Here is a 15995-nt window from a genome sequence, read left to right on the forward strand (position 1 = left end):
TTCACGCGATGGTGTGATCATGTCCCCTGGCTCGGATGCCTGTTGGGCCCGGGGGGTAGGGCCGGGCCATGACGCAGCAGCCCTTCGAACTCCCGCACTTCTACATGCCGTATCCCGCGCGGCTGAACCCGCACGTCGACGAGGCCCGTGCCCATTCGACCCAGTGGGCGCGCGAGATGGGGATGCTGGAGGGGTCCGGGATCTGGGAGCAGGCCGACCTGGACGCGCACGACTACGGCCTGCTCTGCGCCTACACCCACCCCGACTGCGACGGCCCGGCCCTCTCCCTCATCACGGACTGGTACGTGTGGGTCTTCTTCTTCGACGACCACTTCCTGGAGATCTTCAAGCGCACCCAGGACCGCGCCGGCGGCAAGGCATATCTGGACCGGCTGCCGCTGTTCATGCCGATGGACCTGTCGACCCCGATGCCCGAGCCGCAGAACCCGGTCGAGGCCGGGCTCGCCGACCTGTGGACCCGCACGGTGCCCTCGATGTCGGTCGACTGGCGCCGCCGGTTCGCTCTCGCCACCGAGCACCTCCTCAACGAGTCCTTGTGGGAGCTGTCCAACATCAACGAGGGGCGCATCGCCAACCCGGTCGAGTACATCGAGATGCGCCGCAAGGTGGGCGGCGCCCCCTGGTCGTCGGGCCTCGTGGAGTACGCGACGGCCGAAGTACCGGCGTCCGTCGCGGAGTCGAGGCCGCTCAGGGTCCTGATGGAGACGTTCTCGGACGCCGTGCACCTGCGCAACGACCTGTTCTCCTACCAGCGCGAGGTCGAGGACGAGGGCGAGCTCAGCAACGGCGTCCTGGTGCTGGAGAAGTTCTTCGGCTGCACCACCCAGGAGGCCGCCGACACGGTCAACGACGTCCTCACCTCACGGCTCCACCAGTTCGAGCACACCGCCCTCACCGAAGTCCCCGCCGTGGCGCTGGAGAACGGGCTCACGCCGCAGGAGACCGCCGCGGTCGCCGCGTACACCAAGGGCCTGCAGGACTGGCAGTCGGGCGGCCACGAATGGCACATGCGCTCCAGCCGCTACATGAACGAGCGCGCGCAGTCCACGGCGCCGTGGCAGACGCTCACCGGACCGGGCACCTCCGCGGCCGACGTCGGCGCGCTGCTCGCCGCGGCCGGCGCCGAACGCCTGCGCGCGTACACCCATGTGCCCTTCCAGAAGGTGGGTCCGTCCCGGCTGCCCGACTTCTACATGCCGTTCGCGGTGGAGCTCAGCCCGCACCTGCCCGGCGCCCGCACCCGTCTCACCGAGTGGATGCACCGCATGGGCATGCTCCGGGAGGGTGTCTGGGACGAGGACAAGCTCGCCGCCTACGACCTCGCCCTGTGCTCCGCCGGCCTCGACCCGGACGCCACGCCCGCAGCCCTCGATTTCAGCGCGCAATGGCTCGCCTGGGGAACGTACGGCGACGACTACTACCCGCTTGTCTTCGGCCACCGCCGCGACCTGGCCGCCGCGCGCCTGACCACCCGGCGTCTGTCGGACTGCATGCCCCTCGAGGGCGAGGCGGCCGTCACCCCGCTGGGCGGCATGGAGTGCGGCCTCGTCGACCTCTGGACGCGGACGACGGCCGGGATGACCGCGGCCCAGCGGCGCTCCCTGAAGGACGCGATCAACAAGATGACCGAGAGCTGGGTGTGGGAGCTGGCCAACCAGCTCCAGAACCGCATCCCCGACCCGGTCGACTACCTGGAGATGCGGCGCGCCACCTTCGGCGCCGACCTCACGCTCAACCTGTGCCGCACCGGCTGCGGTCCCGCCGTCCCGCCGGAGGTCTACCGCAGCGGGCCCGTGCGCTCTCTGGAGAACGCCGCCGTCGACTACTCCATGCTCATCAACGACGTGTTCTCCTACCAGAAGGAGATCGAGTACGAGGGCGAGGTCCACAACGCGATCCTCGTCGTGCAGAACTTCTTCGGGATCGACTACCCGACCGCGCTCGGAGTCGTCCACGACCTGATGACCCAGCGGATGCGCCAGTTCGAGCACGTGGCCGCGCACGAACTGCCGGTCGTGTACGAGGACTTCGGCCTCTCGGACGAGGCGCGCAAGGCCATGGGGGACTATGTGGACGACCTGCGGAACTACATGGCTGCCATCCTGAACTGGCATCGGTCGGTCGACCGTTACAAGCCCGACTTCCTGGCCCGCCGCGCCCACGGCTTCCTGCCGGGCCGTCCGCCGGCCGTGCCCGTCCTCAGCTGACCTCCCGCACGCGCGCGGCGGCCTCCTCGGCTAGCTCTCGTACGCCCTTCGCGGCGTTCTCCGAGAGCTCGCCGAGTATCGCGTCTGCGGCCGTGAGGAGCGCGCGGGCCTCCTCCGGTTGGCCCGCGTCGGCCAGGGCGTGGGTCAGCCTGTAGTGCTCTTTGGCCATGAAGCGGCCGAGGCTCGCGCATCGCCAGTGACGCAGCGAGTCGTCCTCGGGGGCAGCGAGGGTTTCGCGCAGGAACGCCAAGGTCCTGGCAGCCTGCGGCAGTTGGCCGACGGCACGCTCCAGGCGGGCCTGGTCGAGGCGGGCCAGCACCCGGTCCCACGGCCCCTCACGCAACGCGGCGAGCAAGCGCTGGGCGCGCAGCGCCTGGAGGCGGTCGCCGAGCTGTTCGAAGTCGTGCGCCAGCGCCCGCAGCGGGGCCGTGGTCAACTCCCGCGGGGCGTCGGGCCGACGGAGTCTGCTCTGATCCATGACGATCTCGTCGAGACGGCGGATCAGCGCGATCCGGGCGAGCTCGGTCATGCCCTGGTCGCGGGCCAGGTCGGTCCAGGTGCCCACCGGCTCGTCCGCGGGATCCGTACCGAACAGTGACTCGTCCAGCTCCTGCGCCCACGCGCGCAACTCCTGAGCGCTCGCCCCGGGTTCCGGCATGCCGCCGAGCCCGCACCTGGTGTCGTAGGTCGTCTCACGCACCTCGTGCAGCAGCGGCAGGTCCCCGGTGTCTCCGTGCAGGCCCACCAGCACGGCGGCGAGCCGCAGTTCGTCCGTCATCGAGGACCTCGCCTCGTGCCGCAGCAGATGGCGCAGGAACCCGAGATCGCCCACGGCGCGGTCGAACTGCGCGGCCCGCAGGGCGAGTCGGCGGCGTACGGGATCGTCGGCCACGGCGTCCCACACCGCGCGGTCGCCCGCACGCAGGAGGGCCAGATCGGCGCGGCCGCTCGCGAGCACCGGCTCCCACAAGGGCGGGCGCGGATGCGCGTCGAGCAGCTGGTAGGCGTTGTCCTCGGTCGCGTTCAGCAGCACGAAGTCGGGCTCGGTGCGCAGGAGCGCGGCCTGCAGCATGGCTTCGAGCTCCGCGGGGGAGCGCTCCGCAAAGCCCAGCGCGCCGCGCAGTTCGGCCCGCGCCTCTTCCAGGCCATGGCCCTGCTGAGCCTCGTCCGCGTCGTCCTCGTCGTCCCTGTCGTCCTCTTCGGCTTCCGCCAGACCGATCATGATCTCGAGCGCCTCGTCGACGCTGGAGCCGATGATCCCGGCCGAGCCCTCCGAGTCGGCGTACAGCACCGAGCCGTCCGCGCACACGAAGTACGTACCGCCGGTGTCGTCCCCCGCGACCATGTCGAGCGGTCCGCCCGAGGCGAGGCGGACCTCCTCGACGTGACCATGGGCCGCACGGTCGATGTCGAAGCCGAAGGGGAAGGCCGCCAGTCCGGCCAGCCGGGGGTTCTCTCGGAGCAGCCGCAGGGCGCGATCGGTCACGTCACAGAACGTAACAGCCGCCACCGACAACGGACTTCCGGCCTCCGGACGCGGTCTTCGAAACTTTTCGGCCGGAACGGGATATTCCTGGAACTTCGCCGATGCGCCGGGAGTCTTCCGGGATGAAGGGGAACAGACGACAAGAACACACGGGGGTGTTCGACCTTGACCGACATCATCGAGAGGTTCACGGACAGCGACACGGAGACCGAAAGGGCGGAGCAGCCGCTCGACACCGGCGAGCTCACGCCGTACGCGGCGCCCCTGCCCGTCCCTCCCGTCCTGCGGCCCGCGTCCGAAGACGTCCTGCGCGAGACCGAGATCGCCCTGCGCCCGACCTGGGTGCGCCTGCACCCGCAGCTGCCGCCGACCCTGATGTGGGGGTACGACGGCCAGGTGCCGGGCCCCACCATCGAGGTGCGGCGCGGACAGCGCGTGCGTATCGCCTGGACCAACCGCATCCCCAAGGACAGCGAGTACCCGGTCACTTCGGTGGAGGTACCGCTGCGCACGGACGGCCGCCCACAGGCCACCACCGAGCCCGGCCGTGAGGGCGTCGAGCCCAACAAGGACGTCGCCGCCCTGCCCGCCTGGTCGGTGACCCATCTGCACGGCGCCCAGACGGGCGGCGGCAACGACGGCTGGGCGGACAACGCGGTCGGCCACGGCGACGCCCAGCTGTCGGAGTATCCGAACGACCACCAGGCGGTGCAGTGGTGGTACCACGACCACGCCATGAACATCACGCGGTGGAACGTGATGACCGGCCTGTACGGCACCTACCTCGTCCGTGACGACGAGGAGGACGCCCTCCATCTCCCCTGCGGGGAGCGGGAGATCCCGCTACTGCTCGCCGACCGCAACCTCGACACCGACGAGGACGGCCGGCTCAACGGCCGGCTGCTGCACAAGACGGTGATCGTCCAGCAGAAGAACCCGGAGACGGGCAAGCCGGTCTCCATCCCGTTCACCGGCCCGTACACCACGGTCAACGGCCGCATCTGGCCGTACACCGAGGTGGACGACGCCTGGTACCGCTTCCGGCTGGTCAACGCGTCCAACGCGCGCATCTACAACCTCGTCCTGGTCGACGAGGACGACAACCCGGTCCCGGGCGTCGTGCACCAGATCGGCAGCGACGGCGGACTGCTGCCGCGCCCGGTGCCGATCGACTTCGACGGTGCGCTGCCCACGCTGACCGCGGCGCCGGCCGAGCGCTTCGACCTGCTCGTCGACTTCCGCGGCCTCGCGGGCAGGACGCTCCGCCTGGTCAACAAGGGCCGCAACCAGCCGCCCGGCGTACCCGACCCGGCCGGTGACGTGCGCTATCCGGCGGTCATGGAGTTCCGGGTCCGGGAGACCTGCGAGACGGACGGCTTCGAACTGCCCGAGGTGCTCTCCGGCTCCTTCCGCCGGCTCACGCACGACATCGAGCACGGCCACCGCCTGATCGTGCTCACCCCGCCCGCCACCAAGGGCGCCGGCGGTCACCCCGAGATCTGGGAGATGGCGGAGGTGAAGGACCCGGGCGACATCCGGGTACCCACCGAGGGCGTCATCCAGGTCACCGGCCCGGACGGGAAGACGCGGACGTACCGGCGTACGGCCCGGACGTTCAACGACGGCCTGGGCTTCACCATCGCCGAGGGCAGCCACGAGCAGTGGAGCTTCCTCAACCTCGCGCCGATCGTCCACCCCATGCACATCCACCTGGCCGACTTCCAGCTGTTGGGCCGGGACGCCTACGACGTCTCCGGATTCGACCCCGTGGTGGGCGGCACCCGCAGCCCGATCCGGTACGACGCCGGCACCCGGATCCCGCTGGCGCCCAACGAACTCGGCTACAAGGACGTGTTCCAGGTGCCGGGGAACCAGATGCTGCGCGTCATGGGCAGGTTCGACGGCGCCTACGGCCGGTTCATGTACCACTGCCACCTCCTCGAACACGAGGACATGGGCATGATGCGGCCCTTCGTCGTCATGCCCGCGGAGGCGCTGAAGTTCGACCACGGCGGAGCGCACGGCGGTCACGGGGAGGGACACACGGGCTGACGCACGCGCGCGTGCCGCGTCGGGCGCGCGCGGCACGTCACGCGTGCGTGGGAACCTTCCGCGCGGCGTGCTCGACCGCGGCTCGCGCCAGCGCCCGGACCATCGGGTGCGGGCGCGAGCCGTCGCCGGACAGCTCCGGCTGGAACAGGGACGCGAGGAAGAAGGGGTGGCCCGGCAGTTCGGCCATCCGGACCTGCCCCTGAGCGTCCTGTCCGCTGAAGCGCAGCCCGTGTTCCCGCAGCGTGTCCAGATGGCGGGAGGGGCCGTAGTGGCAGGAGTAGCGCTCCACGGTCCGCTCGGCACCGATCACCGACTGGGCGAGCGACCCCTCTTCCAGTACGACGGTGTCCTCGTGGCCGGCCAGTGAGCAGGCCAGCGGTTCGATGAGGAAGTCCTCCGCATCGGGGTCGTTCTCTGCGTGCGCCACCTTCGGCAGCCCACAGGCGCCCCGGGCGAACTCCAGCAGCGCGTGCTGGAAGCCGCCGCAGGTGCCGAGGAACGGGATGCCCTCCGTGCGCGCGGTGCGGATCGCGGCGAGCACACCCGCCTCGCTGCGGTACGGGCTGCCCGGCACCACCCACACCGCGTCGAAGCCGCGCACCGCGCCCTCGGCCTCGGCGTCCTCGGACTGGATCCAGTAGGCGTCCAGGACGAGCCGGTCATGTGCGGCGAGCGCGTCCAGCAGCTGGGGGATACGGGTGTGCGAGACGACGTTGGGGGACCGGTCGCCGACGAGGGCGACCTTCGCGACGGGCATCGTGGTGTGGGTCATGGCCTCATCCTGGGCGCGCGGCGTGGTTCAGGTCCAACGATGATTACTGCACCTCCGATAAGCAGAGCTGATGCTGTAGGGGATGCTGTCCGGCATGGACCCGCACCTGCTGCGCACCTACGTCACCGTCGCCCGCCTCGCCTCGTTCTCCGAGGCCGCCCGCGAACTGGGCTACACCCAGTCGGCGGTGTCCCAGCACATCGCCGCGCTCGAACAGGACCTCGGCGCCCCGCTGCTCACCCGCCGCCCCGTCGCGCCCACCGCGGCCGGCGAGCGGCTCCTCGAACACACGGGACCGCTGCTGCTGCGCCTGGAGGCGGCCCGCGCCGACGTCGTACGCATGGTGGCCGCGCCCGACCACGGGCTGACGCTCGCGACCGCGCCGACCGCACTCGGGCCGCGCGTCCTCGCCGCGCTTCCGGCCTCCGGAGTGACCCTGCGCGTGCTGCCGCGCGACGAGGTCCCCGCGGCCGTCGCCACGGGTACGGCGGATCTCGGCCTCGTGGACGGCCTGGCCGCCCCCAGCGACCCGTTGCGACTGCCCGACGTGGCCCCGCTGACCACGTACGGCGTGGGGGAGGAGCCGGTCTGTGTCCTCCTGCCCGACACCCACCCGCTCGCCCGGCGCGCGGCGTTGCGCCTCGGCGACCTGGCCGACGCCCGCTGGCTGGACGCCCCCGACGCCAGCCTGCCGCTCGCCCAGCTGCGCGCGGCGAACGGCGGCCACGGCTTCCGCCGCGCCCTGCGCTACGAGGGCACCGACGTCCGCACCCTGACCGCCCTGGCCGCGGCGGGTCACGGCCTGACCCTGCTGCCACGCCCGGCAGTCACCGGTGTCCCCGGCACGGTCGCCGTACCGGTCACGGAACCGCGGGTCGTGCACCGGACGGAACTGGTGCACGCCGGAGCGCTGCGGGGGGCCGCGGCAGCGGTCGCGGCGGTGCTGTCCGAACGGACGTGAGGCGGCAGCCCGCCCTTGCGCCACCGTCCCTGACGTCCCGTTTCTTGCCGTGACGCCTATGACTTCCCGTTCTTGACCACCGGTCAGTCTCACTCGATCGTGGCTCGTTGTGCGCCGGTGCGCAGGGTAGTCACCAGGCGGAGGCGATCGATGGACCAGACTGCGTTGCGACCCAAGCCCATGCCAGGTCAGGGATCCGGCGGTGGCGCCGAACCCGGCCCCGGCGCACGGCGCCCGCACGCCGCGCCCCGCCGATGCGGCCGACGGCTCACGACGCTCCTGGCCGCCCTGCTCGTCGGGATGGTGCTGGTCCTGTCCGGGGTCGGACTCGGCGCGATGGGCGCCACGGTGATCGGCATGGGCAAGCTCGCCGAACTGCAACGGCGCGCAGGACAGGGCGCCCCCGCAAGCCCGGCCCCCTCCGCACACCCCCGTTCCCCGTCGCCGACCTCCTCTCCGGCTCCCGCCGCAGTGGCCACCCTCGGCGTGGAAGCGGTGGACGCCGAGACGCCGGGCGCCCTGGTCGTCGGCGTTCACGTGCCCGGCCCGGGATACGCGGCCGGCCTGATCCGCGGCGATGTGATCCTCGCGTTCGACAAGACCCGCATCGACTCGGCCGCCGACCTCGCGCGGGCCGTCGCCGCGTCCCGCCCGGGGAGCGGGGCCGTCCTGACGGTGCGCCACCGCAGCGGCGGCTTCCAGCAGCTGACGGTCGTCCCGGGCGTCGTCACCTGACGGCCGCCTCCGTCGCAGAAGCAGTCGAAAACCACTGGTCACCCTTCGCCGACAGGGCCACGATGACTCCATGCCGACCACCCTCATCGCGTTCCTGGGGGCCTGTACCCTCGTCGCCGCCTCGCCCGGGCCCAGCACCGTCCTGATCATCAAGCAGTCCCTGCACAGCAGACGCTCCGGCTTCCTGACCGTGCTCGGCAACGAGACCGGCGTCTTCATCTGGGGCGTCGTCGCCGCGTTCGGTCTGACCGCGCTGCTGACGGCCTCCGAGGTGGCGTACGACGTGATGCGGATCGTCGGCGCGGTCGTCCTCGTCGGCTTCGGCGTCCAGGCGCTGCGGCAGGCGCGCCGCGGCAAGGGCGCGGAGGAAGGCACCTGGGAGGCCACCCACAAGAGCGGCTGGGCCTCCTACCGCGGCGGGCTGCTGCTCAACCTCGCCAACCCCAAGGCGGCCGTCTTCGCCCTGTCCTTCCTCCCGCAGTTCGTGCCGGAGGGCACCCCGCACCTGCCGGCCATGGTCGGCCTGGCCGCGCTCTGGGCGGTGTACGAGGTCGGCTACTACGGCCTGTACGTGTGGTTCGTCGGCCGGATGAAGAGCGTGCTGTCCCGCGCGGGCGTGCGCCGGCGCCTGGAACAGGTCTCCGGGGGCGTCCTGCTGCTCCTCGGCGTCCGCATGGCACTGGACGGCTGACGCCATGCCCGACCGGCCGTACGGAAGACCTGCCGAAAGACCCGCCGACCGGCTCGCGCCGCCCCTTCCCTGCGGGCAGGATGCTGCCCGTAGTCCTTATCAGCGCCCAGGGAGGCCCGGATGACCGGCACCGCACCCGCGCCCTTCACCGCCGACGACTACCGGGCCCGGATGGAGCGTGCCGCGCGGACGGCCGCGGACGCCGGACTGGCCGGGCTGCTGGTCGCTCCCGGCCCGGACCTGGTGTGGCTCACCGGCTACGCGCCCCCCGCGGAGACCGAGCGGCTCACCCTGCTGGTCCTCGTCCCCGGCCGGGATCCCGTCCTCGTCGTCCCCGCACTGGAGGCCCCGGACGCCGCGAAGGCCTCCGGCGCGCCCGGTCTGACCCTGCGCGACTGGACCGACGGCCAGGACCCCTACGCCGCCACCGCCGCCCTCCTCGACGCGAGCGGCCGGTTCGGCATCAGCGACAATGCGTGGGCGATGCATCTGCTGGCCCTGCAGCGGGTGCTTCCCGGCACCTCCTACGCCCCCCTCACCGACGCCCTGCCGATGCTGCGGGCCGTCAAGGACGCCGCCGAGGTGAAGCTGTTGGCGGCCGCGGGTGCGGCCGCAGACGCAACGTTCGAGGAGATCCGGAAGGTTCCCTTCGGCGGCCGCCGCGAGTCCGACGTCGCCGCCGACCTCGCCGACCTGCTGCGAGGGGCCGGCCACTCCCAGGTCGACTTCACGATCGTCGCCTCGGGCCCCAACGGCGCCAACCCGCACCACGAGGCGGGCGACCGCGTGATCGAGAGCGGCGACATGGTCGTCCTCGACTTCGGCGGCCTGAAGGACGGCTACGGCTCCGACACCTCCCGCACCGTCCACGTCGGGGAACCCACCGACGAGGAACGCCGCGTCCACGACCTGGTGCGCGCGGCCCAGGAAGCGGGCTTCCGTGCCGTGCGGCCCGGCGTCGCCTGCCAGGAGGTCGACCGGGCCGCCCGCGCGGTCATCGCGGACGCCGGATACGGCGCGTACTTCATCCACCGCACCGGGCACGGTATCGGCGTCACCACGCACGAGCCGCCGTACATGATCGAGGGCGAGGAACAGCCCCTGGTGCCCGGCATGTGCTTCTCCGTGGAGCCCGGCGTCTACCTGCCCGGCCGCTTCGGGGTGCGCATCGAGGACATCGTGACGGTCACCGAGGACGGCGGCCGACGCCTCAACGACACGACCCGCGAGATGGTCATAGTGGACTGACCCGGCGACTCGATCCCGGAGCAAGGAGCCCCCGTAGACCCCCGAGCGACAACGGCGCGACCATGACCCAGGCACCGACACCCACCGCGGACACCGTCCGCCGACTGGTCCGTTCCCTGCTCAAGGAGGGCGTGGACGACTCGGCCGGGCCGGAGGTCCGCCCCGCCGCCCCGGGCGCCGAACCCGCGACCTGGCTGGTCGGCACCCGCCATGTGCTGCGCCTCGCCCCCGACCGTGACGCAGCCGCCCGCCAGCGCCGCGAACTGCGCCTGCGCGACCTCGTCCGCCCGCACGTTCCGGTCGCGGTGCCGACGAGCGTCGCGTACGGGGAGTGGGCGCCCGGGCTGACCTACACGCTGGACACCAAGGTGCCCGGCGGGTCGGGCGCGCAGCACGACGTGTCCGCCGTCGGCGAGGCCGACCTGGCCGGGCTGCTCACGGGGCTCCGGGAAGTTCCCGTACGGCAGGCCGAGACGCTCGGAGTGCCGCGCGCCGCCCCGCGCTCCCTGGAGGCCCTGCGCCGGTCCGCCGAACGCGGCGCCGCCCGCCTCGCCGACGCCGACGAGTTCGACGCCACCCGCCTGCGCCAGCTCACCCAGCCGGCCGCCGTGCAGCTCGCGGCCCAGCCCGGCACGGCCGTCCTCGTCCACCACGCCCTCACCGGCGACCACCTCGTCGTCAGCGCCGACGGCCGGGTGCGCGGCGTCCTCGGCTGGGCCGACACCGTCCTCGGCGACCCCGCCGAGGACATCGCCGGCCTCGCCCTCGCCGTCGGCTCCCCGGCCGCCGTGCGCGCAGCCACCCTCGCCGGCTACGGCGCCCGCCCCTGCCTGCGCGGCCTCTGGCTCGCCCGCTGCGACGCGGTCCTCCACCTCGCGGCCCGCCTCGACGGCAACGGCGAGACACCCCTCCCGCTGCTGAGGACACAGCTCCGTCACGCGTGGGAGGCGATCCTGCTGGAGCGCGTGACGGAACTGCGGGAGGACGACGGCGACGAGGAGCCCTAGTAGGCGTTGCCCTGTGAGCCCCGCGACGGGCCGCAGACGGCGAGCAGACCGGCAGGACTGCCCCCGTCACCGCCGCCGCGAGGAACGCGACCGCCGGGCGACCGCCGACGCGGCCACCGCCGGAGCCCGCCGCCGTGCGCAGCCCCGTCTCGGCACATCAGCGCCGATCGCGAAACGGCCCGCCCGACGCCCCGCTCACCCCTGCAACAGCACCACACCCGACTCCCCGGGCACATGCAGCACCCCGTCCGCGCCGGGCGCCTCCACGGGCTCCCAGGCCGCCAATACGACCGCCTGACGGGGTCCCAGGGGAATCGCCGCCGGATCCTTGGCGAAGTTGACGGCCACCCGTACGTCACCCCGACGGAAGGCGAGCCAGCGCCCCTGCTCGTCGTAGGCCACCTTGGTGTCGGCGAGGTCGGGATCCGTGAGGTCGGGCTGCTCGTGGCGCAGGGCGATCAGGCGGCGGTACCAGGCCAGCACGCGCGCGTGGGGCTCGCGGTCCGGTTCGGACCAGTCGAGGCAGGAGCGGTCCCGGGTCGCCGGGTCCTGCGGGTCGGGCACGTCCTCCTCGGCCCAGCCGTGCGCCGCGAACTCGCGCCGTCTGCCCCGCCGTACGGCCTCGGCGAGCTCCGGGTCGGTGTGGTCGGTGAAGAACTGCCAGGGGGTGCCCGCGGCCCACTCCTCGCCCATGAACAGCATCGGCGTGAACGGCGCGGTCAGCGTCAGCGTGGCCGCGCAGGCCAGCAGGCCGGGGGAGAGCAGGGCAGCGAGCCGGTCGCCCTGGGCCCTGTTGCCGACCTGGTCGTGGGTCTGGCTGTAGCCGAGCAGGCGGTGCGCCGCCACGCGCGTGCGGTCCAGGGGGCGCCCGTGGCGCCGGCCCCGGAAGCTCGAGTAGGTGCCGTCGTGGAAGTAGCCGCCGGTGAGGGTCTTGGCGAGGCCCGCCATGGGAGCTCGGGCGAAGTCGGCGTAGTAGCCCTGGGACTCGCCGGTCAGCGCGGTGTGCAGGGTGTGGTGGAAGTCGTCGTTCCACTGCGCGTGCACACCGAGACCACCCTCTTCGCGCGCGGTGATGAGCCGAGGGTCGTTGAGGTCGGACTCGGCGATCAGGTACAGCGGCCGGCCGAGGTCGGCGGAGAGGGCGTCGACGGCCGTCGACAGCTCCTCCAGGAAGTGGCACGCGCGCGTGTCCACCAGCGCGTGCACCGCGTCCAGACGCAGCCCGTCGATCCGGTAGTCCCGCAGCCAGGCCAGCGAGCTCTCCACGAGAAACGCGCGCACCTCGTCCGAACCGGGCGCGTCCAGGTTGACGGCGGAACCCCAGGGGGTGTGGTGCGTGTCCGTGAGGTAGGGGCCGAAGGCGGGCAGATAGTTGCCGGACGGGCCGAAGTGGTTGTGCACGACGTCGAGGACCACGCCCAGGCCCAGATCGTGGGCCCGGTCGACGAAGCGTTTCAGCGCCTCGGGCCCGCCGTACGGCTCGTGGACGGCCCACAGCGAGACACCCTCATAGCCCCAGCCGTGCCGCCCGGGGAAGGGACACAGAGGCATCAACTCGACGTGGGTGACGCCCAGTTCCGCGAGATGCCCGAGCCGCTCGGCGGCCGAGTCCAGCGTGCCCTCGCGCGTGTACGTGCCCACATGCAGCTCGTACAGCACCGCACCGGGCAGTGGCTTGCCCGCCCACTCGGTACGCCACTCGTACCGGCCGTGGTCCACGACCGCGCTCAGCCCGTCCGGGCCGTCCGGCTGCCGCCGGGAGCGCGGGTCGGGCAGCACGGGACCGTCGTCCAGCGCGAAGCCGTACCGCGTCCCGTCCCGCGCCTCCGCCTCCCCCCACCACCATCCCGCGCGATCCGGATCGCGCTCCAACGCGCGTGTGACGCCCTCGCAATGAAGCGTCACACGGTCGGCCTGCGGTGCCCACACCTCGAACTGCACGGACGGTTCCCCTTCGTCTGCTCACCGTGATGTAGCCCGTCCATGGTGCTTCAAACGAGATCAATCCGCTTTTGAATCTTCCCTTTTGCGGCGGGTGTCGCGGCCGGCCTCGCCGGGCACGCGCGCGTGGCCGCCGTTTCCGCGTTTTCTGGACACCGGGGGTTCACTGACCGACAATCAGCACCGTGACGTCGTCCTTCGAGTTCAACACGTACCCCGCGCGGCTCTCCGACGCGGAGCGCGACAAGGCGCTGAAGGTGCTCCGTGACGGCGTCGCCATGGGCCGGCTGTCGCACGACACGTTCGTGCGGCGCATGGAGCTCGCCCTCGCCGCCCGCCGCGCGGACGAGCTCGCCGTGCTCACCGCCGACCTGCCCGTCGAGAGCCGTGTGTCGCGCCTGGTGTTCGGCACCGTCGAGGCGATCTCCGGCTTCACCGTACGGCTGCGCCGGGCATGGCAGGCCGAGCGGCTGCCCAAGCTGCTGCTGCCCCACCCCGCGGCCGGTCATCCGCTGCGCATAGGGCGCGACCCCGCCAACGGGCTGCGGCTGACCCACGAGACGGTGTCCCGGGTGCACGCCGAGCTGAGCCACCAGGCCGGCCTGTGGGTCCTGCGCGACCTCGGCTCCACCAACGGCACCACGGTGAACGGCCGACGCGTCATCGGTGCCGTCGTGGTCCGCGAGGGCGACCAGGTCGGCTTCGGCCGGATGTCGTTCCGGCTCGCCGCGAACTGAGCCGAACCTTAGCTCTGGCCTTGCGTTTACGTGATGCGTTGATCACCCGCGCAGTGAAATCCCTTTGCGCTCTACGGTGTTGACGTACCCGTCAACTCGTGACTGACTGTGCGTACACCATGCACACCAGGTGAACCGACGGCACCACATTGTGGAGGTGTGCCCTGCCGCCACTCCTCCGCTACCCGACCGTCGACGAGCTGGGCGCCCGGGCGGCCGCGCTCGTCGCCCGCCGCCCCCGTGACGCCCGGCTGCGCCGTGTGGGGACGTCCCGCGCGGGCACACCCCTGTGGCTGCTGTCCGTCGGCCACGGCAGCCGTCAGGCCCTCGTCGTGGCCGGACCACACGCCAACGAGCCGGTGGGCGGCGCGACCGTACTGCGGCTGGCCGAACGGGTGCTCGCCGACCCCCGGCTGCACGAGGGCGCCGACGCCACCTGGAACCTGCTGCTGTGCCTGGACCCCGACGGCCTGCGCCGGAACGAGGGCTGGCTGCACGGCCCGTACGCCCTCGGCGGCTACTTCCGGCACTTCTTCCGGCCCGGCTTCCTGGAACAGCCCGAATGGCTGCCCGACGGCGCGGACGCCGCCACGCTGCCGGAGACCCGCGCCCTGCTCCACCTCCAGGACGAACTGCGGCCCTTCCTGCAGTGCTCCCTGCACGGCGTCGACGTCGGCGGCGGCTTCGTGGAGCTGACCCACGACCTGCCCGGCCTCGCCCAGCGCGTCGCGCACTCCGCCGCCCGCCTGGGCATCCCGCGCGAGCTGGGCCCCTACGACACCCTGTACTGGCCCGAACTGGGACCCGCGGTCTACCGGATCCCACGGCCGCGCCGGGGCGATCTGGCCGCCGCGATCACCGAGGCGGCCGTCGAGTCGACGTGGTTCCATCCACACCGGCACGGCACGGTCACGGCGGTCGTCGAGGCCCCGATGTGGGGTGTGGCGGCGGTGGAGGACGGCACTCCGCCCCCCGATGAGGAAACGGTCCTGCGCATGGTGAGCCACACCCTGCGCCACGACACCCGGGTCCTGGAGCGGCTGCTGGAGCGCCTGCGGCCCCACCTCCCCGCCGGACCGGAGACGGCCCGGCTGCTGGCCCCGGTGGACGACTATTTACTGGTCTGCCCCGGGCTCGCCGACACCTGGGACCCCGATGTCCCGGCCCCAGGCGGCGCCCGCCCCCTCCCGCCGCTCAGCACCGCCCATCTGGCCGCCCTGCGCATCGCCGGGCGGCGCCTCGCCCTGCGCACGGCCGGGCTGCTGCACCAGCTCGTGACGGCCGCCGGGCGCGACCCGGCGGCCGTCATGCCGGAACTGGACCGGCTCCTCGACGAGTGGTGCGACGACTACCGCGACGGCTGCGGGGCGCGCTGGATACCGGTCGCGCGCCAGGTGGAGTACCAGTCACGGGTGGTGCTCGCCACGTTCGAACTCGCCGGCCGGTACGCGCCCGCGTGCTCCCGTTCGGGTGAGTCGGGGTGGAATGCCGGTGCCGCCGTGCCGATGCATCGGGAATGACGCAATCCCTCACGAGGCGCTGCCTCACTGAACACCCGCGCGCGGCGAAAGCGGTACGGACCGGCCTGTCGGCGGCTGCCGCGCTCCTCGTCCTCGGCACCGTTCAGGCTCCCGCGGCGGCTCAGGAACCGCTCCTGGAGCCGCTTGTGGAACCAGGGCCGACCAACTGGCTCTTCCTCACGCTCACCCCCGGCGACGGCGGGCGTGGCGACGTGCGGGGGGACGGGGGACACGACGGCACGCACGGCGACGGCGGGCACAGCCGCGGCATCCTCCTCAGCTGCGACCCGCCCCAGGGCCATGGACGTGCGGTCGAGGCCTGCGCGCAGCTGGAGAAGGTGGGCGGCGACATCAGCCGACTCGCCCGGCTCCAGCCCGACAACACCTTCTGCCCGATGATCTACGCGCCGGTCACCGCCCACGCGCGCGGGACGTGGGGCGGACGATCCGTCGAGTACCAGGAGACCTTCTCCAACTCCTGTGCGCTGGCCGCGCGGACGGGCTCGGTGTTCACCATGGACGGCTGACACGGCCGCTGCAACAGCCGTACAGCCACGGCGAGCCGCACGCGCGCGTGGGGGACGCCCCCGCGCGCGTGGCGTCGTCCTGCCGCACCG

At 72.5% G+C, this 15995-nt stretch carries 13 protein-coding genes; 10 read left to right on the top strand and 3 right to left on the bottom strand.

What is annotated here, in order from left to right; translation table 11 throughout:
- Nucleotides 1–68: 68 nt before the first annotated feature.
- Nucleotides 69–2228, top strand: a complete 2160-nt coding sequence (cyc2, locus tag ACZ7L6_RS35885; protein ID WP_471931359.1) for a germacradienol/geosmin synthase Cyc2 — start codon at nt 69–71, stop codon at nt 2226–2228.
- Here cyc2 and ACZ7L6_RS35890 read toward each other — a convergent pair.
- Nucleotides 2221–3714, bottom strand: coding sequence for a hypothetical protein (locus ACZ7L6_RS35890; protein WP_471931361.1), 1494 nt, complete (start codon nt 3712–3714; stop codon nt 2221–2223). The two genes, cyc2 and ACZ7L6_RS35890, sit on opposite strands and share 8 nt — an antisense overlap.
- Before the next feature lie 165 nt (nt 3715–3879).
- Between ACZ7L6_RS35890 and phsA the strand changes: the two genes are divergently transcribed.
- A complete protein-coding gene (gene phsA / locus ACZ7L6_RS35895) occupies nt 3880–5766 on the top strand; it encodes an O-aminophenol oxidase PhsA (protein ID WP_471931363.1) in 1887 nt (628 codons plus the stop codon).
- Between the two features lie 37 nt (nt 5767–5803).
- Here the strand turns inward: phsA and ACZ7L6_RS35900 are convergent, their stop codons facing one another.
- Entirely contained in the window at nt 5804–6523 is a 720-nt protein-coding gene (locus ACZ7L6_RS35900; RefSeq protein ID WP_471931449.1) for a CTP synthase C-terminal region-related (seleno)protein, read from the bottom strand.
- A gap of 109 nt (nt 6524–6632) precedes the next feature.
- Between ACZ7L6_RS35900 and ACZ7L6_RS35905 the strand changes: the two genes are divergently transcribed.
- The 5 genes from ACZ7L6_RS35905 (at nt 6633) to ACZ7L6_RS35925 (ending at nt 11180) form a co-directional block, all read left to right on the top strand.
- The gene (locus tag ACZ7L6_RS35905) at nt 6633–7499 is read left to right on the top strand and encodes a LysR family transcriptional regulator (protein ID WP_471931365.1); all 867 of its coding nucleotides are present in this window, start codon (nt 6633–6635) and stop codon (nt 7497–7499) included.
- Nucleotides 7500–7649: 150 nt separating this feature from the next.
- Nucleotides 7650–8234: a PDZ domain-containing protein gene (locus ACZ7L6_RS35910; protein WP_471931367.1), complete on the top strand. Its 585-nt coding sequence runs from the start codon at nt 7650–7652 to the stop codon at nt 8232–8234.
- A 70-nt stretch (nt 8235–8304) separates the two neighbouring features.
- Nucleotides 8305–8925 (top strand): LysE family translocator, encoded by a 621-nt coding sequence (locus ACZ7L6_RS35915; RefSeq protein WP_471931369.1) that lies wholly within the window; start codon nt 8305–8307, stop codon nt 8923–8925.
- A gap of 120 nt (nt 8926–9045) precedes the next feature.
- The gene (locus ACZ7L6_RS35920) at nt 9046–10173 is read left to right on the top strand and encodes an aminopeptidase P family protein (RefSeq protein ID WP_471931371.1); all 1128 of its coding nucleotides are present in this window, start codon (nt 9046–9048) and stop codon (nt 10171–10173) included.
- A gap of 62 nt (nt 10174–10235) precedes the next feature.
- Nucleotides 10236–11180: an aminoglycoside phosphotransferase family protein gene (locus ACZ7L6_RS35925; protein ID WP_471931373.1), complete on the top strand. Its 945-nt coding sequence runs from the start codon at nt 10236–10238 to the stop codon at nt 11178–11180.
- A gap of 195 nt (nt 11181–11375) precedes the next feature.
- On the opposite strand, the gene treZ is transcribed toward ACZ7L6_RS35925, so the two are convergent.
- Nucleotides 11376–13121 (bottom strand): malto-oligosyltrehalose trehalohydrolase, encoded by a 1746-nt coding sequence (gene treZ, locus ACZ7L6_RS35930; protein WP_471931375.1) that lies wholly within the window; start codon nt 13119–13121, stop codon nt 11376–11378.
- 185 nt (nt 13122–13306) lie between these two features.
- On the opposite strand from treZ, the gene ACZ7L6_RS35935 reads away from it, so the two are divergent.
- The 3 genes from ACZ7L6_RS35935 (at nt 13307) to ACZ7L6_RS35945 (ending at nt 15905) form a co-directional block, all read left to right on the top strand.
- The gene (locus ACZ7L6_RS35935; protein ID WP_471931377.1) at nt 13307–13858 is read left to right on the top strand and encodes an FHA domain-containing protein; all 552 of its coding nucleotides are present in this window, start codon (nt 13307–13309) and stop codon (nt 13856–13858) included.
- A gap of 149 nt (nt 13859–14007) precedes the next feature.
- Complete coding sequence (locus tag ACZ7L6_RS35940) at nt 14008–15378, top strand: M14 family zinc carboxypeptidase (protein WP_471931379.1); 1371 nt, start codon at nt 14008–14010, stop codon at nt 15376–15378.
- On the top strand, nt 15375–15905 hold the full coding sequence (locus ACZ7L6_RS35945; protein ID WP_471931381.1) for an SSI family serine proteinase inhibitor: 531 nt from the start codon (nt 15375–15377) through the stop codon (nt 15903–15905). Before ACZ7L6_RS35940 ends, ACZ7L6_RS35945 begins: the two co-directional genes overlap by 4 nt.
- The last annotated feature ends 90 nt before the right edge of the window (nt 15906–15995 follow it).

It is taken from the genome of Streptomyces sp. NPDC107522, assembly GCF_055657525.1.